Annotated in this window: 26 protein-coding genes; 10 read left to right on the plus strand and 16 right to left on the minus strand. The window is 31.9% G+C overall.

The features are described from left to right. Nucleotides 1-798, minus strand: a complete 798-nt coding sequence (locus ACYX4H_RS00365; protein ID WP_476237267.1) for a polysaccharide biosynthesis/export family protein — start codon at nt 796-798, stop codon at nt 1-3. Between the two features lie 105 nt (nt 799-903). Between ACYX4H_RS00365 and ACYX4H_RS00370 the strand changes: the two genes are divergently transcribed. The 7 genes from ACYX4H_RS00370 (at nt 904) to ACYX4H_RS00400 (ending at nt 9,461) form a co-directional block, all read left to right on the plus strand. Continuing rightward, nucleotides 904-2,766, plus strand: coding sequence for an ABC-F family ATP-binding cassette domain-containing protein (locus ACYX4H_RS00370; RefSeq protein WP_476237268.1), 1,863 nt, complete (start codon nt 904-906; stop codon nt 2,764-2,766). 19 nt (nt 2,767-2,785) lie between these two features. Next, on the plus strand, nt 2,786-3,553 hold the full coding sequence (locus ACYX4H_RS00375; protein WP_476237269.1) for an O-methyltransferase: 768 nt from the start codon (nt 2,786-2,788) through the stop codon (nt 3,551-3,553). 86 nt (nt 3,554-3,639) lie between these two features. Further along, on the plus strand, nt 3,640-4,212 hold the full coding sequence (locus tag ACYX4H_RS00380; protein ID WP_476237270.1) for a cob(I)yrinic acid a,c-diamide adenosyltransferase: 573 nt from the start codon (nt 3,640-3,642) through the stop codon (nt 4,210-4,212). Between the two features lie 161 nt (nt 4,213-4,373). Beyond that, nucleotides 4,374-4,595, plus strand: a complete 222-nt coding sequence (locus tag ACYX4H_RS00385; RefSeq protein ID WP_019387375.1) for a DUF2795 domain-containing protein — start codon at nt 4,374-4,376, stop codon at nt 4,593-4,595. A gap of 156 nt (nt 4,596-4,751) precedes the next feature. Continuing rightward, nucleotides 4,752-8,102: a preprotein translocase subunit SecA gene (secA, locus tag ACYX4H_RS00390; protein WP_476237272.1), complete on the plus strand. Its 3,351-nt coding sequence runs from the start codon at nt 4,752-4,754 to the stop codon at nt 8,100-8,102. 113 nt (nt 8,103-8,215) lie between these two features. Next, nucleotides 8,216-9,064 carry a metallophosphoesterase gene (locus ACYX4H_RS00395; protein ID WP_476237274.1) on the plus strand — a complete coding sequence of 283 codons (849 nt, stop codon included), beginning with the start codon at nt 8,216-8,218 and terminating at the stop codon, nt 9,062-9,064. Between the two features lie 196 nt (nt 9,065-9,260). After that, nucleotides 9,261-9,461 carry a YgaP family membrane protein gene (locus tag ACYX4H_RS00400; protein WP_476237275.1) on the plus strand — a complete coding sequence of 67 codons (201 nt, stop codon included), beginning with the start codon at nt 9,261-9,263 and terminating at the stop codon, nt 9,459-9,461. Here the strand turns inward: ACYX4H_RS00400 and ACYX4H_RS00405 are convergent, their stop codons facing one another. Both ACYX4H_RS00405 and rimO read right to left on the minus strand, forming a co-directional pair. Then, nucleotides 9,462-10,139 (minus strand): peptidoglycan DD-metalloendopeptidase family protein, encoded by a 678-nt coding sequence (locus tag ACYX4H_RS00405; RefSeq protein WP_476237276.1) that lies wholly within the window; start codon nt 10,137-10,139, stop codon nt 9,462-9,464. A gap of 9 nt (nt 10,140-10,148) precedes the next feature. Further along, complete coding sequence (gene rimO / locus ACYX4H_RS00410; RefSeq protein WP_476237278.1) at nt 10,149-11,453, minus strand: 30S ribosomal protein S12 methylthiotransferase RimO; 1,305 nt, start codon at nt 11,451-11,453, stop codon at nt 10,149-10,151. A gap of 116 nt (nt 11,454-11,569) precedes the next feature. Here rimO and ACYX4H_RS00415 point away from each other — a divergent pair, with 116 nt between their 5' ends. Then, nucleotides 11,570-12,652, plus strand: coding sequence for a serine hydrolase domain-containing protein (locus tag ACYX4H_RS00415; protein WP_476237279.1), 1,083 nt, complete (start codon nt 11,570-11,572; stop codon nt 12,650-12,652). A gap of 40 nt (nt 12,653-12,692) precedes the next feature. Here the strand turns inward: ACYX4H_RS00415 and ftsY are convergent, their stop codons facing one another. The 12 genes from ftsY to recR form a co-directional block, all read right to left on the minus strand. Then, a complete protein-coding gene (gene ftsY / locus ACYX4H_RS00420) occupies nt 12,693-13,646 on the minus strand; it encodes a signal recognition particle-docking protein FtsY (protein WP_475296831.1) in 954 nt (317 codons plus the stop codon). 280 nt (nt 13,647-13,926) lie between these two features. Further along, complete coding sequence (locus tag ACYX4H_RS00425) at nt 13,927-14,079, minus strand: DUF4295 domain-containing protein (protein ID WP_475296832.1); 153 nt, start codon at nt 14,077-14,079, stop codon at nt 13,927-13,929. A gap of 7 nt (nt 14,080-14,086) precedes the next feature. Further along, nucleotides 14,087-14,269 carry a 50S ribosomal protein L33 gene (rpmG, locus tag ACYX4H_RS00430; RefSeq protein ID WP_133354867.1) on the minus strand — a complete coding sequence of 61 codons (183 nt, stop codon included), beginning with the start codon at nt 14,267-14,269 and terminating at the stop codon, nt 14,087-14,089. A 26-nt stretch (nt 14,270-14,295) separates the two neighbouring features. Further along, on the minus strand, nt 14,296-14,532 hold the full coding sequence (gene rpmB, locus ACYX4H_RS00435) for a 50S ribosomal protein L28 (protein WP_147134259.1): 237 nt from the start codon (nt 14,530-14,532) through the stop codon (nt 14,296-14,298). A gap of 81 nt (nt 14,533-14,613) precedes the next feature. After that, nucleotides 14,614-15,867, minus strand: coding sequence for a competence/damage-inducible protein A (locus ACYX4H_RS00440; protein ID WP_476237280.1), 1,254 nt, complete (start codon nt 15,865-15,867; stop codon nt 14,614-14,616). Beyond that, nucleotides 15,867-16,208, minus strand: coding sequence for an Hpt domain-containing protein (locus ACYX4H_RS00445; RefSeq protein WP_475296834.1), 342 nt, complete (start codon nt 16,206-16,208; stop codon nt 15,867-15,869). The genes ACYX4H_RS00440 and ACYX4H_RS00445 overlap by 1 nt, the downstream gene beginning before the upstream one ends. Then, nucleotides 16,208-16,819, minus strand: coding sequence for a fumarylacetoacetate hydrolase family protein (locus tag ACYX4H_RS00450; RefSeq protein ID WP_476237281.1), 612 nt, complete (start codon nt 16,817-16,819; stop codon nt 16,208-16,210). Before ACYX4H_RS00450 ends, ACYX4H_RS00445 begins: the two co-directional genes overlap by 1 nt. A 49-nt stretch (nt 16,820-16,868) precedes the next feature. Continuing rightward, entirely contained in the window at nt 16,869-17,645 is a 777-nt protein-coding gene (locus ACYX4H_RS00455; RefSeq protein WP_476237282.1) for an exonuclease domain-containing protein, read from the minus strand. A gap of 18 nt (nt 17,646-17,663) precedes the next feature. Beyond that, entirely contained in the window at nt 17,664-18,470 is an 807-nt protein-coding gene (locus ACYX4H_RS00460) for a hypothetical protein (protein ID WP_476237283.1), read from the minus strand. Nucleotides 18,471-18,544: 74 nt separating this feature from the next. After that, on the minus strand, nt 18,545-19,882 hold the full coding sequence (locus ACYX4H_RS00465; protein ID WP_476237284.1) for a dihydrolipoamide acetyltransferase family protein: 1,338 nt from the start codon (nt 19,880-19,882) through the stop codon (nt 18,545-18,547). Nucleotides 19,883-19,971: 89 nt separating this feature from the next. Next, nucleotides 19,972-21,066: a glycosyltransferase family 2 protein gene (locus ACYX4H_RS00470; RefSeq protein ID WP_476237285.1), complete on the minus strand. Its 1,095-nt coding sequence runs from the start codon at nt 21,064-21,066 to the stop codon at nt 19,972-19,974. Between the two features lie 10 nt (nt 21,067-21,076). Continuing rightward, nucleotides 21,077-21,694, minus strand: coding sequence for a recombination mediator RecR (recR, locus tag ACYX4H_RS00475; protein WP_475296839.1), 618 nt, complete (start codon nt 21,692-21,694; stop codon nt 21,077-21,079). 75 nt (nt 21,695-21,769) lie between these two features. Here recR and ACYX4H_RS00480 point away from each other — a divergent pair, with 75 nt between their 5' ends. Continuing rightward, nucleotides 21,770-23,218: a sodium:solute symporter gene (locus tag ACYX4H_RS00480; protein ID WP_476237286.1), complete on the plus strand. Its 1,449-nt coding sequence runs from the start codon at nt 21,770-21,772 to the stop codon at nt 23,216-23,218. Here ACYX4H_RS00480 and ACYX4H_RS00485 read toward each other — a convergent pair. Further along, nucleotides 23,189-23,551: a CoA-binding protein gene (locus ACYX4H_RS00485; protein WP_476237287.1), complete on the minus strand. Its 363-nt coding sequence runs from the start codon at nt 23,549-23,551 to the stop codon at nt 23,189-23,191. The two genes, ACYX4H_RS00480 and ACYX4H_RS00485, sit on opposite strands and share 30 nt — an antisense overlap. A gap of 133 nt (nt 23,552-23,684) precedes the next feature. Here ACYX4H_RS00485 and ACYX4H_RS00490 point away from each other — a divergent pair, with 133 nt between their 5' ends. After that, nucleotides 23,685-26,174: a TonB-dependent receptor gene (locus tag ACYX4H_RS00490; protein ID WP_476237288.1), complete on the plus strand. Its 2,490-nt coding sequence runs from the start codon at nt 23,685-23,687 to the stop codon at nt 26,172-26,174. Nucleotides 26,175-26,581 lie beyond the last annotated feature (407 nt).

Genomic DNA, 26,581 nt, shown 5'->3' on the forward strand with positions numbered 1-26,581 from the left:
TTACAAGTTTTTGGCTAAAAAGTACGTAGAAACTAATACTGAAAAAATTGACGCTACCGTTGTTAAAGTTTGCGTAGCAGTTTCGCCAGCCCCTAAAACCTTACGTTTTAAAGGTTTTACTAAAATCATATCATTAGGCTGAATGTAATAAAAAGGCGATTTCATAGCTGTAACATCTGTTAAATCTATGTGGTGTATTTTTTGTCCGTCTGGGTATTGCCTTATTACCAACACATCGGTTCTGTCTCCAGTGGTTTTAATATCACCCGCATTTGCTAAAGCTTCAATAATATTAACCCTATCTTGGTACAACGTATAAACACCTGTTCCTCCAGTTTCGCCTGTTACAGTGTAACGTAAACCAGCTAATTTTACAGTAACAAAAATTTCAGCAGTTTCTTTAAAATATTGTTTTAAAAGTTCTGTTTTAACTTTGGCTTCAATATCTTTAATTGTATAACCTAACACATTAATTTCGCCTAAAATAGGAAACTTTATATTGCCATGTAAATCAACAGTAAAACCCGTAAAGTATAAATTTGCTCCACCTACGTTTTGCCCAGAGTTTTCTTGAGATGTTGGATTAAAAATACTAACCAACTCTTCATCTAAAGCCTTAACATTTATATACAAAATGTCATTAATTTGAACTCTGTATGGTTTTGAAAGTTCTTTAATTTGAAGCGAATCACTTATTGATGTTCCTTTATCCTGCAAATACACCACATCTTTGTTTGTAATGCATGAGCTAAATAACACAGTAAAAAGCAATATAAGTAACCAATAACAATGTTTCATTAAAAATAGGTTGAGTAAACACAAATATAGGTTTTCAAAGGGAATAATAAAACTTCAATCGGATTTTATAGATATTTGCACGTTATTTGCAAAAAAAGCGGGTTTATGAATTATTTAACTGTTGAAAACATATCAAAATCTTACGGTGAAGTTGTGCTATTTGAAAACCTATCATTTAGCATTCATAAAGACCAAAAAATTGCCTTTGTTGCAAAAAATGGTACGGGTAAAACCTCTATTTTAAATATTCTTTCTGGTGATGACCAAGCCGATGCCGGTAATGTTATTTACCGCAAAGACATTAAAGTAGCCTTTCTTTCGCAAGACCCAAAATTTGATAAAAACCTAACGGTTGAAGAAACTATTTTTGCAAGCGAAAACCCTATTTTAAAGGTAATTCACAACTACGAACAAGCGCTTTTAAATCCTGAAGACACTGAAGCTTACCAAAAAGCTTTTGAAGCTATGGAACAACATAATGCTTGGGATTTTGAAACGCAATACAAACAAATACTTTTTCAATTAAAACTAGATAATTTAAACCAAAAAGTGGCGCTGCTTTCTGGTGGACAAAAAAAACGTCTTTCATTGGCTAATGCCTTAATAAACAAACCAGATTTACTTATTTTAGATGAGCCTACAAACCATTTAGATTTAGAAATGATTGAATGGCTTGAAGCCTTTTTTGCTAAAGAAAACATTACCCTTTTTATGGTAACGCATGATAGGTATTTTCTTGAGCGTGTTTGTAATGAAATTATAGAGTTAGATGGTGGCGAATTATACAATTATAAAGGCAATTATTCGTATTACTTAGAGAAAAAAGAAGCGCGCAAAGAGCGCGAAGCTATTGAGGCCGGTAAAACAAAACAACTATTTAAAAAAGAATTAGAATGGATGCGACGCCAACCTAAAGCGCGCACCACAAAATCTAAATCTAGAATAGACGATTTTTTTGAAATTAAACACAAAGCGCACCAACGCCGTAAAGAACACCAGGTACAATTAGAACTTAACATGGAGCGTTTGGGAAGTAAAATTCTTGAGTTTCATAAAGTTTCAAAAGCCTTTAAAGACAAAGTTATTTTAAAAAGCTTTGATTACACCTTTAAAAAAGGAGAACGCGTTGGTATTATTGGTAAAAACGGCACAGGTAAATCTACATTTCTTAATATTTTAACCCAAACCGCTCAACCCGATGCCGGTAAAATTGTAAAAGGCGAAACTGTAAAATTTGGCTACTACACCCAAAATGGTATTACCGTAAAACCCGAACAAAAAGTTATTGATGTTATTAAAGAGTTTGGTGACTATATACCTCTTAAAAAAGGTAAACAAATTAGCGCCCAACAATTGTTAGAACGTTTTCTTTTCAGCAGAAAAAAGCAATATGATTTTGTTGAAAAACTAAGTGGTGGGGAGCGTAAACGTTTGTATTTGTGCACGGTTTTAATTCAAAATCCAAACTTTTTAATTCTTGATGAGCCTACTAATGATTTAGATATTGTTACCCTAAATGTACTTGAAGAATTTTTATTAGATTTCCCTGGTTGCATTATAGTTGTATCGCATGACAGATATTTTATGGATAAAGTCATTGATCATCTTTTTGTATTTAAAGGAGAAGGCATCATTGAAGATTTCCCAGGAAATTACACTGATTATAGAGTTTATGAAGATAGCCTGCCTTCCATTTCAAAAGCTACGGAAGACAAAAAAGACAAATCTGCTTGGAAAGAAAACAAAGCAAGCAAACTTAGTTACAACGAAGAAAAAGAACTTAAAAACATTGAAAGTAAACTGAAATCTTTGGCATACGATAAAAAACAATTAGAAGACAAATTTTTGAATCCAGATTTAACACAAGAGCAAATAAACAAACTATCAGAAGAACTTCAAGGTATTATTAATACCATTGAAACTAAAGAAGAACGTTGGTTTGAACTATCTGAAAAACTAGAAAACTAGTGTTTTGAAGTTATAAAATATGTTATACCAAACCAAACAGTACATAAAATTTCTGTTAAAATCTACCAATCAACATGGTGTACACTCACCTTTTGTGTACAATTTGGTAACCAAGTGTTTTTATAACAAAACAACCTTTAAAGCTTACAATAGCCTAAAAAACTACCAAAAATCACTTCAAAAAAACAACACACGCATTTCGGTAATAGATTTAGGTCCGGGCTCAAAAAAAACAACTTCAAACCACCGAAAAGTAGCCGAAATAGCCAAAACAAGTGGCACTACATTAAAACGAGCAAAACTACTTTTTAGGCTTTCAAAATATTTAAACCCAAATAATGTTTTAGAGCTTGGTACTTCATTAGGTATTGCTACACACGCTATAGCTCTTGCAAACAACAACACCAACATTTTAAGTATTGAAGGTTGCCCAAATATTTCAGAACTTTCAAAAGAAAACTTAAAATACTTCAAAAATATTCAAATTGAAAATGGCGATTTTTCAACCATACTTCCTAAACTTAAAAATCAAAGTTTTGATCTTGTTTTTTTTGATGGCAATCATCAAAAAGAACCTACTTTACATTATTTTGAAACCCTTTTACCAACAGTAAACAACAACACCGTTTTTATTTTTGATGATATTTATTGGTCTAAACAAATGAGTGAAGCTTGGGAAATTATAAAAACACACCCAAAAGTTACTGTAACCATTAACACCTTTTTTTGGGGCTTTGTCTTTTTTAGAAAAGAGCAAGCTAAAGAACATTTTGTTATTAGAGTTTAATAATTCTACTTTACATACCATTTTAAACAAGCAGTAAAAACTTTTAACTTTTGCCTTTTCAGTTTTTTACTTTTAACTTTGAAAATATGAAAATTTACACAAAAACAGGCGATAAAGGCACTACTGCTCTATTTGGTGGTACACGCGTACCCAAACATCATATTCGTATTGAAAGTTACGGCACCGTTGATGAGTTAAACTCATACATTGGCTTAATTAGAGACCAAAACATACAAGAACAGTATAAAAATACACTCATAAAAATACAACATGAACTTTTTACTGTTGGCGCTATTTTAGCCACAGACCCTGAAAAAGCTGTTTTAAAAAACGGCAAAGAACGTTTGAATATTAATAAAATTTCAGACGAAGAAATAACGCGTTTAGAGCACGAAATGGATACCATGAATGCCGCTTTACCACCCATGACACACTTTGTACTCCCGGGTGGGCACCAAACCGTGTCATTCTGTCACGTTGCCCGTTGTGTGTGCCGTAGAGCCGAACGTTTAGCTACAGCCCTTAATGAAACAGAACCTGTTGAAACCAACGTTTTAAAATATTTAAACCGTCTTTCTGACTACCTTTTTGTATTGGCACGAAAGTTGACACACGATTTACAGGCAAATGAAGTAAAGTGGATTCCAGAAAAACACTAAAACCATTTGGCTAACCAAGTATTAACCTTGCAAAACGTAAAATTTTTACGCATTTGTAACGTAAAGAAAAACGCTCTTTTAATTAATGATTAAATAATGCACTTTTTTCTTGCACGTTTAAACTAAAAATTTATTTTTGCAAAAAATTAAACCTAGAAGAAATGTATTGGACTTTAGAACTAGCATCTTATTTAAGTGATGCCCCTTGGCCGGCTACAAAAGACGAGCTAATTGACTATGCTATTAGAACTGGAGCACCTTTAGAAGTTGTTGAAAATTTACAGTCTATTGAAGACGAAGGTGATTCATATGATTCTATTGAAGAAATCTGGTCTGATTATCCTACAGATGAAGATTATCTGTGGAATGAAGATGAATACTAAATAAAAAGCATAAAAATAGTTAAAAAGTCTCTTTTTTGAGGCTTTTTTTTATTCTTATAGCTACAAAAACATATAACATAATGTATCTTTGAAAGCACATCAAAAATACATTACAAACTACAGGGTAAACACCCTTAGTAAATATAAATACACATTATGAGTTTTTTAAATTCTGTCTTAAAAGTATTTGTAGGAGACAAATCAAAACAAGACGTTAAGGCTATTAAGCCAATTGTTGAAAAAATAAAATCTTTTGAGGCTGCTTTAGAAGCCTTATCACATGACGAATTACGAAATAAAACCGTAGAATTTAAAGCTAAAATAGCCGAAGCTTGTCAAGATTTAAACAACACAATAGCCACACTTACACAACAAGCCGAAAACACCGAAGATATTGATGAACGCGAAGATATTTACCTAGAAATAGATAAAATACATGACGATGTTTACGCAAAAACCGAAACCGTTTTAAATGATATTTTACCCGAAGCTTTTGCGGTAGTAAAAGAAACAGCAAAACGCTTTGTAAATAATACAAGTATTACCGTAAATGCCACTACTTTTGATCGTGAATTATCAGGCTCCAAAGATTATATAACTCTAGATGGCGATAACGCTACTTGGGCAAACTCATGGGACGCCGCAGGAAAACCAATTACTTGGGACATGATTCATTATGATGTGCAGTTAATTGGTGGTATAGCCATGCACCAAGGTAAAATTGCCGAAATGCAAACTGGTGAAGGTAAAACACTTGTTGCAACACTGCCCGTTTATTTAAATGCCTTAGCTGGCAAAGGTGTGCACCTTGTAACGGTTAACGATTATCTTGCAAAACGTGATAGTGCGTGGATGGCACCAATTTTTGAATTTCATGGCCTTAGTGTAGATTGTATTGATTACCATCAACCAAACTCTGACGCCCGAAGAAAAGCCTACAATGCCGATATTACTTACGGTACAAACAACGAATTTGGTTTTGATTACTTGCGCGATAACATGGCGCACGCACCAGAAGATTTAGTGCAACGTCCGCACCACTATGCTATTGTTGATGAGGTTGACTCTGTTTTAATTGACGACGCCCGTACACCATTAATTATTTCTGGCCCCATACCAAAAGGTGATCACCATGAATTTAACGAGCTAAAACCTAAAGTAGATAACATTGTTGGTGTACAGCGAAAATATTTAACAGGTGTTTTAGCCGAAGCCAAAAAACTAATTGCCTCTGGCGATACTAAAGAAGGTGGTTTTCAACTATTACGCGTATACCGCGGTATGCCAAAAAACAAAGCGCTTATTAAATTTTTAAGTGAAGAAGGCATAAAATTACTTTTACAAAAAACCGAAAACTTTTACATGCAAGACAACAACCGCGAAATGCACAAGGTTGATGCTGAATTGTACTATGTAATTGACGAAAAAAATAACCAAGTTGAATTAACCGATAAAGGCGTTGAATTTATTTCTGGTAAAGAAGATCCTAATTTCTTTGTGATGCCAGAAATAGGTATGGAAATTGCCAAAATTGAAAGCCAAGGTTTATCATCTGAAGAAGAAGCTAACTTAAAAGAAGATTTATATAAAGAATTTGGTGTAAAGTCTGAACGCATCCACACGTTAAACCAATTACTAAAAGCATACGCTTTGTTTGAAAAAGACACGCAATACGTGGTAATGGATAACAAAGTAATGATTGTAGATGAGCAAACGGGACGTATCATGGATGGTCGTCGTTATTCCGATGGTTTACACCAAGCTATTGAAGCCAAAGAAAACGTAAAGATTGAAGATGCTACCCAAACATTTGCAACAGTAACACTTCAAAATTACTTCAGAATGTACCGTAAACTTTCAGGTATGACGGGTACTGCCGTTACTGAAGCTGGTGAGTTCTGGGAAATTTACAAACTAGATGTTGTAGAAATTCCTACCAATAGACCCATTGCACGCGATGATCGTGAAGATTTAGTTTACAAAACTAAACGCGAAAAATATAACGCCGTAATTGATGAAGTAACACAATTATCAAAAGCTGGTCGCCCGGTATTAATTGGTACAACTTCCGTTGAAATATCAGAGTTGCTTGGTAAAATGCTTAGCATTCGTAAAATTCCGCATAATGTATTAAACGCAAAACAGCACAAAAAAGAAGCTGAAATTGTAGACCAAGCAGGTAGAAGCGGGCAAGTAACCATTGCTACAAATATGGCGGGTCGTGGTACCGATATTAAATTAAGTGATGAGGTTAAAAAAGCCGGCGGTTTAGCAATTGTTGGTACAGAGCGTCATGATTCACGTCGTGTAGACCGCCAATTACGTGGTCGTGCAGGACGTCAAGGTGATGTTGGTAGCTCACAATTCTACGTATCTTTAGAAGATAATTTAATGCGTCTTTTTGGAAGTGAACGTATAGCCAAAATGATGGATAGAATGGGCTTAAAAGAAGGTGAAGTAATTCAACATTCAATGATATCAAAATCTATTGAACGTGCACAGAAAAAAGTTGAAGAAAACAACTTTGGCGTGCGTAAACGTTTATTAGAATATGATGATGTAATGAATGCACAACGTGAGGTAGTTTACAAACGCCGCAAGCATGCCTTACATGGTGAACGCCTTCGTGTAGATTTAGCAAACATGATTTATGATACCTCTGAAGGTATTGCGCAAACAAACAAAGCGGCTAATGATTATAAAAACTTCGAGTTTGAATTGATTAGATATTTCTCAATGAGTTCTCCTATTTCAGAAACTGAATTTGGTAAACTTTCAGAGCAAGATATCACTTCAAAAATATATAAAGCTGCTTTTGATCATTACCGTGAAAAAATGGAACGCAATGCCGAAATTGCTTTCCCAGTTATTGAAAATGTATACGAAAATCAACGCGATAAATACAAACGCATTGTAGTACCATTTACCGATGGTGTAAAAAGTTTAAACGTTGTTACAGATCTTGAAAAAGCTTACCAAACAAATGGTAAACAACTAATTACAGATTTTGAAAAAAATATTACACTAGCCATAATTGATGATGCATGGAAAACGCATTTACGTAAAATGGATGAGTTAAAACAATCTGTTCAATTAGCTGTACACGAGCAAAAAGATCCGCTTTTAATTTATAAATTTGAAGCTTTTGAATTATTTAAAGACATGATTGACCAAGTAAATAAAGATGTTATTTCATTTTTATTTAAAGGTGAATTGCCGCAAGAAACGCAAGACAACATACAAGAAGCCAGAGCAAGAAAACAAGAAAAAGTACAAACTACTAAAGAAGAAATACCAAATCTTGATGAACGCTCAGCTCAAAATAGAGCTGCGAGCAATACGCAACAGCAGCAAGTTGTTGAAACCATTGTACGCGATAAACCAAAAATTGGCCGTAACGATCGAGTTACCATAAAAAATGTAATGAATGGCGAAAACAAAACCGTAAAATTCAAACAAGCTGAACCTCTATTAGCTAAAGGCGAATGGGTTATTGTTGAAGATTAAAATATTTTATCACTATAAAAAAATAAAATCCTGATAATTTTTATCAGGATTTTTTACTTTTCTATATTCGCTTTTAATCACCAATTATAAGCAAACCTCTAAATTTAGCTTTTTTGAAACGTAGAAAATTTATAAAAAAAAGTATTTATAGTACTATTGGTATTGGAGCAGTTGCGGGCTTATACGCGTGGCAACTTGAACCTTATTGGTTAGAATTTGTAAACCTACAAATGCCTATTAAAAACTTACCAAAACACTTAGTTGGTAAAACTATAATGCAAATAAGCGATATACATATTGGTAATCATGTTGATGATAATTATCTTATTAAAGCATTTAAAAAAGCTCAAGCTTTAAAACCAGACATTGTTGTTTATACAGGCGATTTTGTGCATTATGATAGCCCTGAACAATTCGAACAATTAAAAAAAGTAATGCAACATGCTGTAAAAGGAAACATGGGTACCTTGGGCGTTTTGGGCAACCATGATTACGGTGAAAATTGGGAAGAAAGCCATGTTGCAAATACCATTACTGATATTGTAAATACGTTTGGGATTAATGTACTTAGAAATGAATCTACTAATATTAATGGTTTAAACATTATTGGAATTGACGATTTTTGGGGTACTAATTTTAACCCAGAAAAAGCGCTTGCTAATTTTAATGCCATCAATGCTAACTTAACTTTATGCCATAACCCTGATGTGTGTGATTTAGATGTATGGAATAATTATAATAGTTGGATTTTGTCTGGACATACTCATGGCGGACAAGTAAAACCTCCGTTTTTAAAACCTCCTATTTTACCAGTTAAAAACAAATTATACTCGGCTGGTATTTTTAATTTATCAAACCATAGAACATTGTATATAAATAGAGCTTTAGGGCACCTATACCAAGTGCGTTTAAATGTAAGACCCGAAATAACTTGCTTTCAATTAGAAACTAAAATACTTTAAAAAATAACAATTTAATTAGACAAACGGTTTATAATCACTTATTTATTAAAAAATTGATGTAAAAAATTTGATTTTATAATAATTAAAATTTAATTTTATAAAAACACCTTCTAATACAGGCAATTAACTAATAATAAGTTGCCTATCTAATATTTAATAAAATAATGTTATGGGTTTATTTAAGATAAAAAAAAACATGGATATTATAGATAGATTACTACGAGGTGTTATTGCACTGGTTATTGTTATTTTATCTATAACTGGAGTTTTAACAGGAAATGCTAGCACAATATTGTTAATTTTAGCTGGAATATTTATACTAACAAGTATTACTGGAAATTGTCCTTTATATGTGTTATTTAAGGTTAATACTTGCAGAGTAAAACCAAAGAACTAACTACGTTAACTTTAAGATTATATTAGGATCTGGGCAATTTTCTAAATAAAAATTCAACTCATTTTTTGAACACACTCCTGGATAATCGCCAACACAACCTTGTAAATCTTTTATAATTTGAAAGTGTAAATGTGGTGGGTAATTTCCGTTAACAGTTTCATCTCCTAAAGTTGCTATTGGTTCGCCTTGAACAAATGTTTTACCTACTTCTATTTGTTTAATAGATTGTAAACTTAAATGACCATAGAGTGTATAAAAAGTTTGCTTTTCAACCGTATGTTCTAGTATAATTGTTGGCCCATAATCGCCAAAATTGGTATTATTTCTAAAGCTGTGTACTTTACCGTATAGAGGTGCAAAAATAGGCGTATTCGCATCAATCCATAAATCTATACCCAAATGGATATTACGCTCTTGCTCTGTGTTAAAAAAATGATTACTTCGTCTGTAAATTCCACGTGCTTCTCTATAACCACCAAATGCCACTAAAGCATTATTTTTTGCTTTAATTTGATTAATAAAATTCCCTAAATATTTAGGTGATGATACATCTACCTGTTTTAACGCATCATTATTTTCTGACAGGTTCAATGCAACATATTGAGATTTTAAAATAGCTTCACTTAAAACATCTAATGGCTTTGAACTAATAGAATTTAAAGTAGTGTGCAGCCCCATAAATTATAATTAATTTAAAACATCGGCATACAAATCAAAATCTTCAGCTTCGGTAATTTTAACTGTGGTGTATTCACCAGTTTTTAAATAGGTTTTTGTAGCATCAATTAAAACTTCGTTATCAACATCGGGAGAATCAAACTCGGTTCTTCCTATAAAATAATTACCTTCTTTTCTATCAATTATCACCTTAAACTCCTGCCCTATTTTAGCTTGATTTAGCTCCCAAGAAATTTGTGATTGTATCTCCATAATTTGGTTAGCACGATCTATTTTAACTTTTTCAGGTACGTTATCTTCTAAATTATATGCATGTGTGTTTTCTTCATGTGAATAAGTAAAACAGCCCAAACGCTCAAAACGCATTGTTTTTACCCACGCCTTTAATTCTTCAAAATCAGCTTCGGTTTCACCAGGATAACCAACAATTAAAGTAGTACGGATAGTCATTTCTGGAACAGCTTTCCTAAATTGTTCAATTAGTTTGGTAGTTTTTTCTTTGGTTGTACCACGGCGCATGCTTTTCAAAATACTATCAGAAATATGCTGTAACGGAATATCTAAATAGTTACAAATTTTAGGTTCGCGTTTCATAACATCAAGCACATCCATTGGAAAGCCCGTTGGAAATGCGTAGTGCAGCCTAATCCATTCAATACCTTCAACTTTTACTAAAGCTTCAAGAAGTTCAGCTAAATTTCGTTTTTTATATAAATCTAGTCCGTAATAGGTTAAATCTTGGGCAATAAGTATCAATTCTTTAACACCATTTGCTGCAAGTTTTTCAGCTTCAACAACTAAATCTTCAATAGGTGTACTACGGTGTTTACCACGCATAATAGGTATGGCGCAAAAACTACAAGGCCTATCGCATCCTTCAGCAATTTTTAAATAAGCGTAATTTTTTGGGGTGGTTGTTAAGCGCTCTCCAACAAGTTCGTGCTTATAATCGGCTCCCAAAGCTTTTAACAAACCAGGCAACTCTGTAGTACCAAAATATTGGTCTACATTTGGTATTTCCTTCTGTAAATCTGGTTTATAGCGTTCACTTAAACAGCCTGTTACAAAAACCTTATCAACATCACCTGCTTCCTTTTTTTGCATAAACTCTAAAATAGTATTTACACTTTCTTCTTTGGCATTGTTAATAAAACCACAAGTATTTATAACTACAATATTACCTTCTTCTTCATGAACAACGTCTTTACCACTTGCTTTAAGTTGCCCCATTAACACCTCGCTATCGTAAACATTTTTACTACAGCCTAGGGTTACTACATTTATCTTGTTCTTCTTTAATGTTTTTGTACGCATACTATTTTAAATATGGGTGCAAAGATACGGAATGATTTAAGATTTATAATTTTAAATTAGTTACTATTAAACCTTTAGTATATTTGAATGTCTTATTTATGAAATAACGCCAAATTATGAAAAACCAAACCTACTTATTTCTATTTTTAACAATAGTTTTTTTTAATTGTTCTACGGAAGAAACTACCACTAACACCAATGTTTTTGATGATGGTTCTATTTACTTTCCTGAAGCAAACACAACAACTTGGGAAACTACACCCATTGATAATTTAGGCTGGAACACCAATAAACTTGAGACATTATTACAGTTTTTAGAAACTAATAACACCAAAGGTTTTATAATGCTTCACAACGGAAAAATTGCTGTTGAAGCATATATGAATGGACATGATAGCAACAAGCTTTGGTATTGGGCCAGTGCAGGTAAAACACTTACTTCAACACTTTCTGGTATTGCTCAAAATGAAGGTTTAATTGATTTAAACCACAAAATTTCTGATTATTTAGGTAATGGGTGGACGCAAATGCCCTTTGAAAAAGAACAATTAATTACTTGTAAACATTTATTATCAATGAGTTCTGGTTTAGATGATAGCTTAGGAGACAAAACAAACCCTGAAAACCTGCAATATAAGGCCGATGCTGGCACACGTTGGGCATACCATAATGTTTATAAAAAAATGCAAGATGTTTTAGTTGAAGCTAGTGGCACGCCATTTAAAAACTATTTTAACACCAAATTAAGAGATAAAATTGGTATGAACAGTAACGGAAATTGGTTAGAACTAAACGATTTTAATGTTTATTGGAGTGATACGCGAAGTATGGCCCGTTTTGGATTATTAATTTATGCAAAAGGTAAGTGGAACAACGAGCAAATTGTTTCTGAAGCTTTTTTAAACGAAGCCACAAATACTTCACAAAATATGAATAAATCTTATGGTTATTTATGGTGGTTAAATGGAAAACAACAATACTTATTACCAGGAAGTCAATTACAATTTGCTGGTAGTTTAGTACCCAATGCACCCATTGATATGTTTGCCGCTTTAGGTAAAAATGATCAAAAAATTTATATAGTTCCTAGTAAAAAATTAGTAGTTGTAAGAATGGGAAATGCAGCTGAAAAAGAAACCTTTGCCCTTTCTAGTTTTGATAATGACTTATGGAAAAAAATTAATGATTTAACAAATTGATTGGTAAAAAAAATTACCGTAAAAACAGGAATTAAAGTTTTTATTTAAAGAAGGAATCTACAAATTCAAACTTATTAAACACTTGTAAATCATCAATACCTTCACCAACACCAATATACTTTACAGGAATTTTAAACTGATCTGAAATACCAATTACAACACCTCCTTTGGCTGTTCCATCTAATTTTGTAACAGCTAATGATGTAACCTCTGTAGCTGCTGTAAACTGTTTAGCCTGTTCAAAAGCATTTTGGCCAGTAGAACCATCTAACACCAAAAGCACATCGTTAGGTGTATCTGGTACAACTTTTTGCATAACGCGTTTTACTTTGGTTAACTCATTCATTAAATTAACCTTATTATGCAGTCTACCTGCGGTATCAACAATAACCACATCAGCATCTTGTGTAACAGCACTCTGTAACGTATCAAAAGCAACCGAAGCCGGATCACTACCCATACTTTGCTTTACTATTGGTACATCTACCCTGTCTGCCCATACTTGTAATTGATCTATTGCTGCAGCTCTAAAGGTATCGGCTGCTCCTAATACAACTTTTAAACCTTGCTTTTTAAATTGATTTGCTAACTTACCAATAGTTGTTGTTTTACCAACTCCATTAACACCTACCACCATAATTACATATGGTTTTTTATCTTTTGGAATGGTAAACTCTGTTTCTTCACCAATATTTGTTTCACTTAATAAGCTAGCAATTTCTTCTCTAAGAATAGTATTAAGCTCATCGGTACCAAGATATTTATCTTTGGCTACTCGTGCCTCTATGCGTTCAATAATTTTTAAAGTGGTATTTACACCAACATCACTACTTACAAGTACTTCTTCTAAATTATCTAAAACCTCATCGTCAACTTTAGATTTTCCTGCTACGGCCTTACTTAATTTACCAAAAAAACTGGTTTTAGATTTTTCTAAACCTTTGTCTAATGTTTCCTTTTTTTCAGAAGAAAATATTTTTTTAAAAAAACTCATTCTTTTGAATGTTTATGTGTTTATTGTTAGCTTGTTTACTTAATAGCTAAACATTACTTGTGCACTATTACACATTATTATATAACAAATATTTAGCCACTATTTTTTTCTGCAATAATAGCAGAATATTCTTTTTTTATAATATACCTTTTTAGGAATGTAAAATGAAAAACTACTTTTAACACAGGTTTTTTAGTAGTTTAACACGCCAAATATAAACATAAAAAAACTGCTTTCTTACTAAAAGAAAGCAGTTTAATATTTTGATAAGAAAGGCTTACTAATTTTTATTCAAAAAATCATTAACTTCTTCTGGAGACATAATAGCCTCAACAAAAGTATAAGCGCCTGTTTTAGGTGACTTTACCATTTTAATGGCTTTAGTTAACCTTTTAGATCCTGTTTGTAACGATGCTACTGCTTTTTTTGCCATGACTTAATTATTTTATCTCTTTATGAACTGTCATACGCTTAAGGATAGGGTTGAATTTTTTCAATTCCATTCTATCTGGCGTATTCTTTTTATTTTTTGTAGTAATGTATCTAGAAGTTCCTGGTTGACCAGAAGCTTTATGCTCTGTACATTCTAAAATTACTTGTATTCTGTTGCCTTTCTTTGCCATTTCTTAATACTTTTTAAACGCAGCTATTATTTTAAAAATCCTTTAGATTTAGCTTCTTTAATTGCTGCAGATATACCTATTTTGTTAATAGTTTTTAAAGCAGACGTAGAAACCTTTAAAGTTACCCACTTATCTTCTTCTGGAATATAAAAACGTTTTTTAACTAAGTTAGCATTGAATCTGCGCTTAGTTCTATTTAACGCGTGTGATACGTTGTTTCCAACCATTGCTTTCTTCCCGGTAAGTTCACAAACTCTTGACATTATTATATAACTTTAAATTTTTTTGTTGCTTAAAATCGAGGTGCAAATATACAAAATATTTACATTATGGCAATCTTATTTTTATCTATTTTTAAAAATTTCTTTAAGAAGTAATTCTAAAGCCTTATTTACAGCCCTATCTATAACCTTTATTCTGTGATTTCCTAAGCTAAACATTTGAGAAAAAACAGCGTTTTTTGTAGCTATAGCAATGTAAACGGTGCCAACTTCTGCATCAGAATCGCCTTTTGTTGGGCCTGCATTTCCTGTTGTTGCCACGGCAAAATCTGTATTAAAAAGTTTTAAAGCGTTACTAGCCATGGCTTCGGCTACTTGCGCGCTAACTACAGAATGTGCGTTAATTATATCTTTTGAAACGCCTAAAAGATTTATTTTAGATTGTGTTGAATACGTTACAACACCCCCTTTAAAATACGCTGATGCACCAGAATTTTTGGTAAACTGTTCGGCTAAAGTACCGCCTGTACAACTTTCTGCAATAGCTAATGTTTTACCTATTTTTGTTAATTGTTTGGCAATGATAACCTCGGCAGAACCATCTTCGTCTTCAAAACCAAAAAACTCTTCTTTTATAAGTGGTATTACTTTATCAACTTGGGCATCTACTCGAGCTTTTAAAACGGCTTCATCAAACCCTTTTGATGATAAGCGTAAACGCATTTTTCCTAAACTGGGTAAATATGCTAATTTCATATCGGTTGGTAATGCGTCTTCCCATTGCTCTATTTTTGCTGCCAAAGCACTTTCACCTAAACCATAAACTAAAAGTGTTTTATGAATTATATGTGGGCATTTGTACTTAGCTTGCAATTTTGGCACCACAGCATGTTGTATAAGTGTACTCATTTCATAAGGTACACCGGGTAATGAAATTATTGTTTTGTTTCCTTTATCAAACCACATGCCTGGTGCTGTACCAAGCTTGTTCATTAACACGGTTGATTTTGAAGGCACTAAGGCTTGATCTTTATTTACTTGCAATAGCTTACCGCCAACGTGTTTGCGCCACAATTGTTCTATATTTTGAAGTACCTCGGGACTTCTAACAAGTGTATCATTAAAATACTCGGCTATGGTTTTTTTGGTAATATCGTCTTTTGTAGGCCCTAATCCACCGGTTAAAATGATAATATCTGAATCTTTTTCAGCTTCGTTTAAAGCTTTTAGAATATGGTTTTTATCATCTTGAATAGACGTTATTTGATATACTGAAACTCCTATTTTATTTAGCTGTTTGGCTATAAAAGCAGAATTTGTATCAATTACCTGCCCTATGAGCAGTTCATCTCCAATGGTTATTACGTGGGCTAGCATTACAAATTAAAATCGTTCTTTATTTCTACAAGTGCATTTTCTACGGCAGTAGTTACAATTTGTAATTGCGCTGTGATATCTTCATCTGTTTTTGTGAATTTACCCCAATCTTGTACTTCTATTAAAGTATCTAGCACGCCAAGTTCAAATAAATCTACAGTTGGTTTCATTTTATGAGCCGCTTGGTATGCCTCATGATAATCTTTTTCTGCTACGGCAGTTTGAAGTCTTTCTAAATCTGGCGCTACTTCTTCTAAAAAAGCTTCGGCTAGTGTTTTAATAAAATCTTCATCATTATCAGCTAACTCGCGTACTCTAAATAATTTGTAATGTTGTTCCATTATTTTACTGTTATTGAAAACATTTCAGTGGTTTGTATAAAACCTGTTAATTTATCGTTAGCATTTACTTTTCCAACCCCTGCCGGAGTTCCTGTAAATATAACATCTCCTATCTTTAATGTGAAATATTTTGAAACATATTCAATTATTTCATCAATTTGCCATAACATGTGGCTTGTATTTCCTTTTTGCACAATATTATTGTTCTTTTTTAAAGAAAACTCAATTGTGTTAACATTGGCAAAGTTACTTTTAGGCAGCCACTTACCAATTACCGCAGATCCGTCAAAGGCTTTGGCTTTTTCCCAAGGTAAGCCTTTTTCTTTTAATTTGCTTTGCAAATCGCGTGCTGTGAAATCTATACCAAGCCCAATTTCATCGTAATACTTGTGGGCAAATTTTTTATCTATATATTTTCCTATTCTATTAATTTTAACCAAAACCTCAACTTCATAATGTACATCATTTGAAAAATCTGGTATAAAAAAAGGTTGTTTTTTAAGAAGAATTGCTGAATCTGGTTTTTGAAAAATAACAGGTTCTAGCGGCTTTTCGTTTTGCAATTCTTCAATATGCTCAGTATAATTTCTACCTATACAAATGAGTTTCATTTATGCTTTGTTTCAAAATTAATTAGACAATTAATGTATTAAAAAGTTATTAAAACAACTTATTATTAAAGCCTCTTAACTTTATATTTGTTAATACTTTTTTGGTGTATAATGGAAAATCTGCATTTAATAACCAACCAAAATATCCTGGTTCTTCAGCTAAAACATCTACTACTTTTTTTCCTTTATGTTTACCAAATGAGAAACATTCTTCACCATCTTTATTAAATACTATAAAACCTGCAAAATCTGCAAATTGTTTTCTAGAGCTAAACTCGGCTAAAAATTTGGTGTTATTTTCAACCTCTTGATATCTTTCAATTTGAGCTTTTAATACTTCGTATGTGGCTTTAGTATCAGCTTCGGCACTGTGAGCACCATCTAAGTTTTTATCGCAATAGAATTTGTATGCTGCACTTAATGTACGTTGTTCCATTTTATGAAAAATGGTTTGCACATCAATGGCCAAACGGTTTTTCATATCAAAATCTATATCTGCTCTCAACATTTCTTCGGCAAGTAACGGAATATCAAACCTGTTTGAATTGAATCCGCCTAAATCTGAATCTTTTATAAGGTTATAAATTTCTTTGGCCAATTCTTTAAAGGTTGGTTTATCTGCAACATCTTCATTTGAAATACCATGAATGGCTGTTACCTCTTTTGGTATATTCATTTCTGGGTTTACCAACCATGTTTTGGTGTCTTCTTTTCCGTTAGGAAACACTTTTAATATGGATATTTCAACAATTCTATCTTTTGAAATATTAATTCCTGTGGTTTCTAAATCGAAAAAACAAATGGGTTTTGTTAGGTTTAATTGCATTTTGCTTTATTGAAGTTATTATTTATCAAGGTTGGATAAAAATATTTTTTTATGTTTATTCCAGTTTTTTTTCAAAATTAAATCAGAATAACTAAACATACATTCATATTGATAAGTTGTAGAATAATCAACAAAAAAATCTCCATTTGGATGAATTATAACGTAACTAAATTTTTCGTTATTTCTAAAAAAAATTCTTTTAAAAATTTGACCATAATCTTTATACCACCTGTTTTTTTTTAACACATCTGGATGAGTATCTTTTTTATTGTAAAAATGTAAGACTAACACTTTTCCTTTACCTATTTTATTATGATATCTAGAGCATTTTCGTTGATTAATTAAAAAGCTTTTGTATTTGGTGAAATGTTTATGAGTAACTGCACTTACAGTGTTATATAAACTTTTAACAGTTACTTTATCTCCATGCTTAGGCATTTCAACCTCTTCTTGTTTATCATTATAATAAATTACTTTATTTCTTTTTGAAAAAGCATTCCTATTTCTTAATGAATCTAAATAATGAATAACTAAAGTTTTTGTTGTATCAATAGAATGCCTTTGTGATAGTAGTTTAAAAAGTTGATTCTTAGTTGAATTCTTTAATACTCCAAAGTTATACTTTGATTTTAAAGTATAACATACTAATGTATCTGAATTAAATAAAAAACTATCATATAATCCTTGTTTGAATTTTAATTGAAACTTTTCTTTACTGATTAAATCTTCATTAATGTTCACATAAATAGTGTCTTGTTTAACTTGAGAAAAAACCATCGATGTATAAGTAAAAATTAGACAACCAATTAGTTTAATGTTTCTCATTACAAGTAGTTTTTTACAAAAATAGAAAAACCCAACCACATAAGCAGTTGGGTTTTGTAAGTTTATTTTTATATCTATATTTCTCTGTTAGTGTCCCAAGCTTCTAAATAATCTTTTACAGCTTTTACAAACATACCTCCTAATGCGCCATTTACTACACGATGATCATAAGAATGCGATAAAAACATTTTATAGCGAATACCTATAAAATCGCCTTCAGGCGTTTCAATAACCGCAGGAACTTTTCTAATAGCACCCAATGCTAATATACCAACTTGGGGTTGGTTTATTATTGGTGTTCCCATAATACTTCCAAAAGACCCTACGTTTGTTACTGTGTAGGTGCCGTCTTGAATATCATCAGGACTTAACTTATTTACTCTTGCTTTGTTTGCTAAACTATTTACTTTTTTAGCCATTCCAACAAGGTTTAACTGGTCGGCGTTTTTTATAACTGGTACTATTAAATTACCGTCGGGTAATGCGGTGGCCATACCTAAATTTATATGCTTCTTTTTAATGATTTTACTATCGCCTTGCACAGAAATATTCATCATTGGATACTCCTTAACCGCTTTGGCTACAGCCTCCATAAAAATGGGTGTAAACGTTAATTTTTCGCCTTCACGCTTTTGAAACGCATCTTTATTTTTATTTCGCCAGTTCCAAATGTTTGTTACATCGGCTTCTATAAAACTTTGTACGTGAGCCGATGTTTGTATAGATTCTTTCATGTGATGCGCAATGAGTTTACCCATACGCGTCATTTCTATAATTTCATCTTCACCACTTGAAACAACTATTTCTTTTGAAGATTTTTCAACAGGTTTTTCTTCTTTTTTAGGAGCTACAGCTTTTGTTTCATTAACTACAGGTGCAGATGTTTTGCTTTCTGTATTTCCTTTATTCTCAATATAATTTAAAATATCATTTTTGGTAACTCTACCGTCTTTACCTGTTCCTGCAATAGCGTCTAATTCTTGTTGTGAAATACCTTCTTGCTTTGCTATATTTTTTACTAATGGCGAATAAAATCTATCTGCATTTGATACTACAGGCGCAACAGTTTCTTTAGCAGCAACAATGTTTTGTTCAATTTGAACAGCGGCTTGCTCAGGAGCTACCTCAACGGTTTCATCTGTATTAGCACTTGCTGTTTCAGGCAAACTACCTTCAGTTTCAATTACAGCAATTACTTGCCCAACTTGCACTACATCATCTGCATTAAAAAAGCGTTCAACCAAAACACCATCTACCTCACTTGGTACTTCACTATCTACTTTGTCTGTTGCTATTTCTACTATGGGTTCATCCATCTCAATAGTTTCACCTACTTCTTTTAACCACGATGTAATTGTTGCCTCAGCAACACTTTCTCCCATTTTAGGTAATTTAAGCTCAAACTTTGCCATATGTTTAATGTAATAGTTGTTTTCTATTTTCTGTTTGCAAAATTAATGAAAAATAGCCGATTTATTTAAAAATTCAACAATAAATTAAACTAAAACTGAATAACCTCACCTCTACAAAGCGGACTATTACTCCCCAAAATAAAATTTGATTTTCCTGGTAATATTTTGAACGTTAAGTTTTGGTTATTGTACGCTTCCATGATTGCTATTATTTCCTGGTAACTTAAGTGGTTTGCATCTAACACTATTTCATCGGCCTTTTGAAACTGTGTTATACCTGTCTTTAATATAGTTTTTTTGTTTAATACTTTACTTAATTTAGTATGATTGCAATTTGAAAACAATACGTACCTTTTAACTTTTTTTTGAGTTATTTTAGGGGTTCCTCTTAAAACATAAGCTATTTTAACACCTAACCACACAAAAGTATCAAACAAAATGTTTTGCTTAAAATGCTTCTTATAAAATATTTGCATAGCATCATAAAACCTTTTTGCATATAATTTATCTTTTAAGGTACTTTCTCCTTTAAAATGAACAACACTTACTTTACCATAATAATAATTTTTATAACCTGCGTTTGTAAGCTTGTAAGATAAATCTATGTCTTCGCCATACATAAAGTAATCTTCATCAAAACCACCAATACTATCATAAACACTACGTTTTAAAAACATAAATGCACCAACAAGTACGGGCACTTTACCAATATCATTTTCATTTATATGGTTTGCATAATATTGTTTGGCATTACCAATCATTTTTTTATAAGCTACTTTTACCAAAGGCAAATTACGCTTACTCTCAGGTAAAAAAGTACCAACACCATTAATTAACTTACAGCCAACTGCTCCTAAATTTTTAGTGTTTTCTGCAAAATCTAACAATTTTATAAAAACATTTTCAGGCACCACTGTATCTGGGTTTAACACACACACATACTCTCCCTTTGCTTGTTTAACACCTATATTATTACCTTTTGAAAAACCAAAATTTTTATTATTTTCAATAAGCTTTACGTCAGGAAAAATTGATTTAACCATGTTACAACTGGTATCATCAGAGTTATTATCAACTACTATAATTTCAGCATCAATGGTTTTAGTAGCGGCTTGTACACTTTTCAAACAAAGCTCTAAAAAGTACCTAACATTATAATTCAGTATTACTACAGAAAGTTTCAATATTGAGAGATTACGATTTTAATGAAGTTTCAAAAGGAATTCTATTAACAATACTTCTGCCCAAGGTAATTTCATCGGCATATTCTAATTCATCGCCTACTGAAATTCCTCGTGCTATGGTTGATGTTACCACATTATAATCTTGTATTTGTTTGTATATATAAAAGTTAGTTGTATCTCCTTCCATGGTTGAACTTAACGCAAATATTAATTCTTTTATTTTACCTTCCTTAACTTTATTTACCAACGTTTCAATATTTAAATCATGCGGCCCAATACCATCCATAGGTGAAATTTTTCCTCCTAAAACATGATATAACCCTTTAAAAGAACTGGTATTTTCAATAGCCATAACATCTCTTATATCTTCAACAACACAAACAATTTCAGAATTTCTGTTATTTGCTGAACATATTTCGCACAACGTATTATCACTAATATTATGGCATGATGTGCAAAATTTTATATCATTACGCATAGTTTGCAAAGCCTCAGTTAACGCTTGGGTTTGCTCTTTGGGTTGGCGTAATAAATGTAACACCAAACGCAACGCTGTACGTTTGCCAATACCTGGTAATTGTGATACTTCGTTCACGGCACGTTCAAGTATTTTTGAAGAAAATTCCATGGCTGCGAATTTACAATTTTAGATTTAACTTATGGATTGTTATTTGTATTTTGCCACTTATTTATTTTTAAAAACATGACTGCAGCTCAAATTCTATATCTTATTGCCGGCTATTTTGTAGTACTTATACTTATATCTTATTTTACAGGAAAAGAAGATAGTAATGATGCCTTTTTTAAAGCAAACAAATCTGCACCATGGTATTTAGTGGCTTTTGGCATGATTGGAGCCTCATTATCAGGCGTTACGTTTATATCAGTTCCTGGTGCTGTTGAAACCAAACAATTTGGGTATTTGCAAGTAGTTTTTGGCTATTTATTTGGATACATTGTTATTGCTTATGTACTGCTTCCTATTTATTACAAGCTTAATTTAACATCAATTTACACCTATTTAAAAGATAGGTTTGGTACTGTAAGTTACAAAACAGGTTCTGTAGCCTTTTTAGTTTCTCGGGTTGTTGGCGCATCTTTTAGGTTATTTTTGGTAGCAAAAGTACTTCAGCTTTTAGTTTTTAATCAATTTAATATTCCGTTTGCATTTACAGTAATAATAACCGTTATTTTAATTTGGCTTTACACATTTAAAGGCGGTATTAAAACCATTATTTTTACTGATACTTTACAAACACTTTTCATGTTAATTTCGGTTGTGGTTACTATATTCTTTTTAGCATCGGCCTTAAATTTGAATAGTGTTTCTGAAATTTATACTAGCGTAAAAAACAACGCAATGAGTAAAGTTTTCTTTTTTAATAATGTTAATGATGCCCAATATTTTATAAAAAGTTTTTTATCGGGCATGTTTATTACCATAACCATGACTGGTTTAGACCAAGATATGATGCAAAAAAACCTGACTTGTAAAAACTTAAAAGAAGCTCAAAAAAACATGATTTCTTTTAGTATAGTTTTAATTTTTGTGAATATTTTATTTTTAGTTTTAGGCTTAATGCTTTCTGAATATGCCAATGCTCATGGCATAACGGCTAAGAAAGATGAATTGTTTCCAACCATAGCTATGCTACCTGAAATTGGTATTTTAACATCTTCATTATTTATTCTTGGTTTGGTAGCTGCAGCATATTCTAGCGCAGATTCTGCTTTAACATCACTAACAACATCATTTTGTATTGATATTATTGAAATTGATAAAAAACCTAATAACACCCAGAAAAAAATTAGAAAACGCGTACACATTTTAATTAGCATTGTACTAGTTATTGTAATTATTTGTTTTGATGCAATTTTTAAAGATGTATCGGTTATTTGGGAATTATTTAAAGCTGCAGGTTACACCTATGGGCCACTTTTAGGTTTATTCGCTTTAGGTATTTTTACTAAAATTCAAATAAAAGATAAATATGTATGGGTAGTAGCTATTATTGCTCCGCTTATTTCATACTTTATAAATAAGTATTCTGTAAGTTTATTAAACGGTTATCAAATAGGTTTTGAAATTTTAATTATTAATGGCCTACTTACCTTTTTAGGTTTAATATTGATTGGTAGAAAGCAACACTAAAGTACAAGCAACTTCATAACCAATATTATTTTCTTTTAGAATAGTATAAAACTCCGGATTTTCGGTTCCAGGATTAAAAATGACACGTTCAGGCTTTAAACCCACTATATAATTATAATATTCTTTTTGGCGCATTGGGTTTAAGTACAATGTTACCGTGTGTACATTTTTGTAGTCTTGCAATTCTGTATCAATTTCAACGCCATTAATTTGGCCTTTACGTAAACCAAACGCAAGGGTTTCAAAGTTATTAACAGTTAATTTTTCAACAGCAATATTTGAGTATCTGTTAGGTTTTAATGAGGCTCCTAAAACCAATGTTTTCTTATTCATATAAAGTTTTTTTATTTAAATACATTCTAAATAAATAGTATTTTCTGTTTTTTTTTATAAATGCAGTAACATTATGTGAGTTCTTACGTCTCTTTGGTATCAAATCAATCTAAATCAATCAAAAAACAACAAAATGAAACATGCATTTTTTATGTGCATTTTTTTGCTTTCTCTAATAGCAAATGCACATACAGACCCTACAAAAAGCGCCGATAAAAAAGGTTCTATCATTGGTACTGTATTAGACGCAACTTTAAAACAACCCTTACCTTATGTAAACGTTATTATTAAAAATAGTAATAACCAAACCATTACTGGCGGTATTACTTTAGACGACGGAACATTTAAAATTGATAAAATTGTTGAAGGTAATGTAGTTGTTAGCATTCAATACATTGGCTACAAAACATACACAAAAAACGTTACTATTGGCAAAGGTAATTACAATGTAAATTTAGGTGATATTTTTTTAGAAGAAGAAGCCGAAAGCTTAGAAGCTGTTACCGTTATTGCAGAAAACTCCACCATACAACAAAAAGTAGATAGAAAAGTTATAACTATAGGTAAAGACCTAGCTGCAACCGGTACCGCATCTCAATTAATGGTGGGTATTCCATCGGTAAATGTTGATGCTCAAACAGGCGATATTAGCATGCGTGGTAACCAAAACGTACGCGTAATGGTAGATGGTAAATTATCAAACATACCAACAGCGCAATTGTTAAAACAAATTCCGTCAACAGCCATTAAATCTATTGAGTTAATTACAAATCCTTCAGCTAAATATAATCCTGAAGGCATGAGTGGCATTATTAATATTGTGTTACACAAAAATACCATGGTTGGTTTTAATGGTAATTTAAATGTTGGTGTTACACACGAAAAAGAAGCCAAATTTAACAGTGCTCTAAATATGAATTACCGCAACGGAAAATTCAATGTTTTTGGTAGTTACAGTAATAATATTTCAAAAAACAGAAACCTTGGTGAAGTTATCAGACCAGAAAACAACTCGTTTCAAAACTTTTCATTTTTAGATTCTCGAAAAAATCATCAATTTAAAGTGGGTTTAGATTTTTATTTAAATGAAAAAAATACCATTTCTGTTTTTACAAACCAAAACATTACAGACAATAGTACAATTGGAAAAACACTTGTTAATTTCATTGATAATGAAGCTTTTAATCAAAACCAAATTTTCACAAATATTGGCGAAAACACTTCAGAACAATACAATTTTAACTATAAACTAGATTTAGCTAAAGAAGGTGAAAATATTGAATTAGAAGTAGATTACAACACTTACGATGGCGAAAACCCTGTGTTTTTCAATCAAATTTTAGGTCCGTTAAGAGATTATACAGATTTTAATGAAACAGACAGAAAACGTACTACGGTAAATTTAGATTATGTAAATCCGTTATCTGAAACTGCAAAACTTGAAGTTGGCCTAGAAGCGCGTTTATTTAATACTGATATTAGCTACGCCTCAACAGGCGATTCTTATGACCAAACCGGATCACTAATACCAACACCAAGCACTAATTTTGATTATACACGTGATATTTACTCGGCTTATGTTAATTTCAACAAAAAAATTAATAAATGGACATACCAAATTGGTGTAAGAGCTGAAAATGTAAATGTAGAAACCTTAGCCGTACAACAAGATGTTACAACAAACAACATAACAAACATACCTTTTGATAATGATTATTTTGAATTGTACCCATCGGTTTTTATAACCTATGAAGCTTCAGAAAAAAACTCATATCAATTTAGCTATAGCCGACGTGTAGACAGACCAGGCATTGGGCAAGTTAATCCAATAAAAGAATGGAGTACGCCACTAATTTCATCATTTGGTAATCAGGCATTAGTGCCACAATTTACAAACTCTACTGAAGTTAATTATACACGTAACTTAAACAACCGCAAAGGTAGTGTTACTGCAGGTGTTTTTTACAGAGCTATTTCTAATGAAATTAACCGCGCTTTGTTTATTGATAGAAGTGATGTAACATCTGGTCGTGTTATTTTAACTCACGATAATTTTGATGACACCTCTGCTTTTGGTTTAGAACTTTCAACAAACTACAGAGCAACAAAATGGTGGTTTATTAATAGTAGTTTTGATTTATACTCGCAAACTCAAAAAGGTATTGCCGAAAATATAGTTGATGGCGTGCTTATTGAAAACGCTACCATTGCCGATATTGAAACACAAGTAACCGAAGTAGACAACGTAGCTTGGAATTTTAGAATGTTTAACAATTTTAGTTTAAGTAAAAACTTAACCTTTACAGCGTTTGGCTTTTACCGCGGAAAAAACAAAAACATACAATTTGACGTTAAACCTATGTACTTTGTAAACTTAGGCATGCGTTACAGTTTCTTAGAAAACAACAAAGCTACATTTGCATTTAACTTAAATGATATTTTTGATACCCAACGTTTTGCTTTTGATGGAGAAAGACCTTTTGTACAAAATGGCGAATTTAATTGGGAAAGCAACACATGGAACATAAGTTTAAGCTACCGCTTTGGCGGCGGAAAATACCGTGCTAAAGCGCGTAAAAAAAGAGATGACAATGTTAAATCTGGCGGTGGCGGTTTCCTGTAAAAAATTAAAATATTAATAGCCTGCATAATAAAATTGATGGTTAGTGTTACGTAAGGCTATTAAAAGAAACCCCAAGGTTTTATAAACTTTGGGGTTTTGTTTTATTTTTTTTAACTAACACACAATAAAACACATAGCTTTACGTTAAGTGCTATATACTGTCTAACCAATTACGAAAAAAATATAATTATTTAGAGTTAGTCGTCTTATACAATATTTTATTACTTCGTATAACAGGTGGGTATAAATAGGAAAAACTCGAAATTTAGGTTTCGGGTTTTTTCTCTTTTATGTTAAAAAAAGTTAAATAATATAATGCTATGCAATAAAGCAATAGGTTTTACGTCTAAGGTAATAGATTCTTCAACAGAGTGTTAGTTGAGTTGATTAATAGCTAGTTTAAACCC

Source organism: Seonamhaeicola sp. ABD4_340, assembly GCF_056312135.1.

What these genes read in the sequence shown, in the direction of transcription:
- ACYX4H_RS00370 (WP_476237268.1), top strand. Translation starts at nt 904, where the DNA reads ATGAATTATTTAACTGTTGAAAACATATCAAAATCTTACGGTGAAGTT.
- ACYX4H_RS00440 (WP_476237280.1), bottom strand. Translation starts at nt 15,867, where the DNA reads ATGCTAGCCCACGTAATAACCATTGGAGATGAACTGCTCATAGGGCAG.
- ACYX4H_RS00365 (WP_476237267.1), bottom strand. Translation starts at nt 798, where the DNA reads ATGAAACATTGTTATTGGTTACTTATATTGCTTTTTACTGTGTTATTT.
- ACYX4H_RS00400 (WP_476237275.1), top strand. Translation starts at nt 9,261, where the DNA reads ATGGATATTATAGATAGATTACTACGAGGTGTTATTGCACTGGTTATT.
- ftsY (WP_475296831.1), bottom strand. Translation starts at nt 13,646, where the DNA reads ATGAGTTTTTTTAAAAAAATATTTTCTTCTGAAAAAAAGGAAACATTA.
- ACYX4H_RS00445 (WP_475296834.1), bottom strand. Translation starts at nt 16,208, where the DNA reads ATGGAACAACATTACAAATTATTTAGAGTACGCGAGTTAGCTGATAAT.
- ACYX4H_RS00465 (WP_476237284.1), bottom strand. Translation starts at nt 19,882, where the DNA reads ATGGCAAAGTTTGAGCTTAAATTACCTAAAATGGGAGAAAGTGTTGCT.
- ACYX4H_RS00375 (WP_476237269.1), top strand. Translation starts at nt 2,786, where the DNA reads ATGTTATACCAAACCAAACAGTACATAAAATTTCTGTTAAAATCTACC.
- ACYX4H_RS00385 (WP_019387375.1), top strand. Translation starts at nt 4,374, where the DNA reads ATGTATTGGACTTTAGAACTAGCATCTTATTTAAGTGATGCCCCTTGG.
- recR (WP_475296839.1), bottom strand. Translation starts at nt 21,694, where the DNA reads ATGGAATTTTCTTCAAAAATACTTGAACGTGCCGTGAACGAAGTATCA.
- ACYX4H_RS00425 (WP_475296832.1), bottom strand. Translation starts at nt 14,079, where the DNA reads ATGGCAAAAAAAGCAGTAGCATCGTTACAAACAGGATCTAAAAGGTTA.
- ACYX4H_RS00460 (WP_476237283.1), bottom strand. Translation starts at nt 18,470, where the DNA reads ATGAGAAACATTAAACTAATTGGTTGTCTAATTTTTACTTATACATCG.
- ACYX4H_RS00485 (WP_476237287.1), bottom strand. Translation starts at nt 23,551, where the DNA reads ATGAATAAGAAAACATTGGTTTTAGGAGCCTCATTAAAACCTAACAGA.
- ACYX4H_RS00455 (WP_476237282.1), bottom strand. Translation starts at nt 17,645, where the DNA reads ATGCAATTAAACCTAACAAAACCCATTTGTTTTTTCGATTTAGAAACC.
- ACYX4H_RS00405 (WP_476237276.1), bottom strand. Translation starts at nt 10,139, where the DNA reads ATGGGGCTGCACACTACTTTAAATTCTATTAGTTCAAAGCCATTAGAT.
- ACYX4H_RS00490 (WP_476237288.1), top strand. Translation starts at nt 23,685, where the DNA reads ATGAAACATGCATTTTTTATGTGCATTTTTTTGCTTTCTCTAATAGCA.
- rpmG (WP_133354867.1), bottom strand. Translation starts at nt 14,269, where the DNA reads ATGGCAAAGAAAGGCAACAGAATACAAGTAATTTTAGAATGTACAGAG.
- ACYX4H_RS00415 (WP_476237279.1), top strand. Translation starts at nt 11,570, where the DNA reads ATGAAAAACCAAACCTACTTATTTCTATTTTTAACAATAGTTTTTTTT.
- secA (WP_476237272.1), top strand. Translation starts at nt 4,752, where the DNA reads ATGAGTTTTTTAAATTCTGTCTTAAAAGTATTTGTAGGAGACAAATCA.
- rpmB (WP_147134259.1), bottom strand. Translation starts at nt 14,532, where the DNA reads ATGTCAAGAGTTTGTGAACTTACCGGGAAGAAAGCAATGGTTGGAAAC.
- ACYX4H_RS00450 (WP_476237281.1), bottom strand. Translation starts at nt 16,819, where the DNA reads ATGAAACTCATTTGTATAGGTAGAAATTATACTGAGCATATTGAAGAA.
- ACYX4H_RS00380 (WP_476237270.1), top strand. Translation starts at nt 3,640, where the DNA reads ATGAAAATTTACACAAAAACAGGCGATAAAGGCACTACTGCTCTATTT.
- ACYX4H_RS00480 (WP_476237286.1), top strand. Translation starts at nt 21,770, where the DNA reads ATGACTGCAGCTCAAATTCTATATCTTATTGCCGGCTATTTTGTAGTA.
- rimO (WP_476237278.1), bottom strand. Translation starts at nt 11,453, where the DNA reads ATGCGTACAAAAACATTAAAGAAGAACAAGATAAATGTAGTAACCCTA.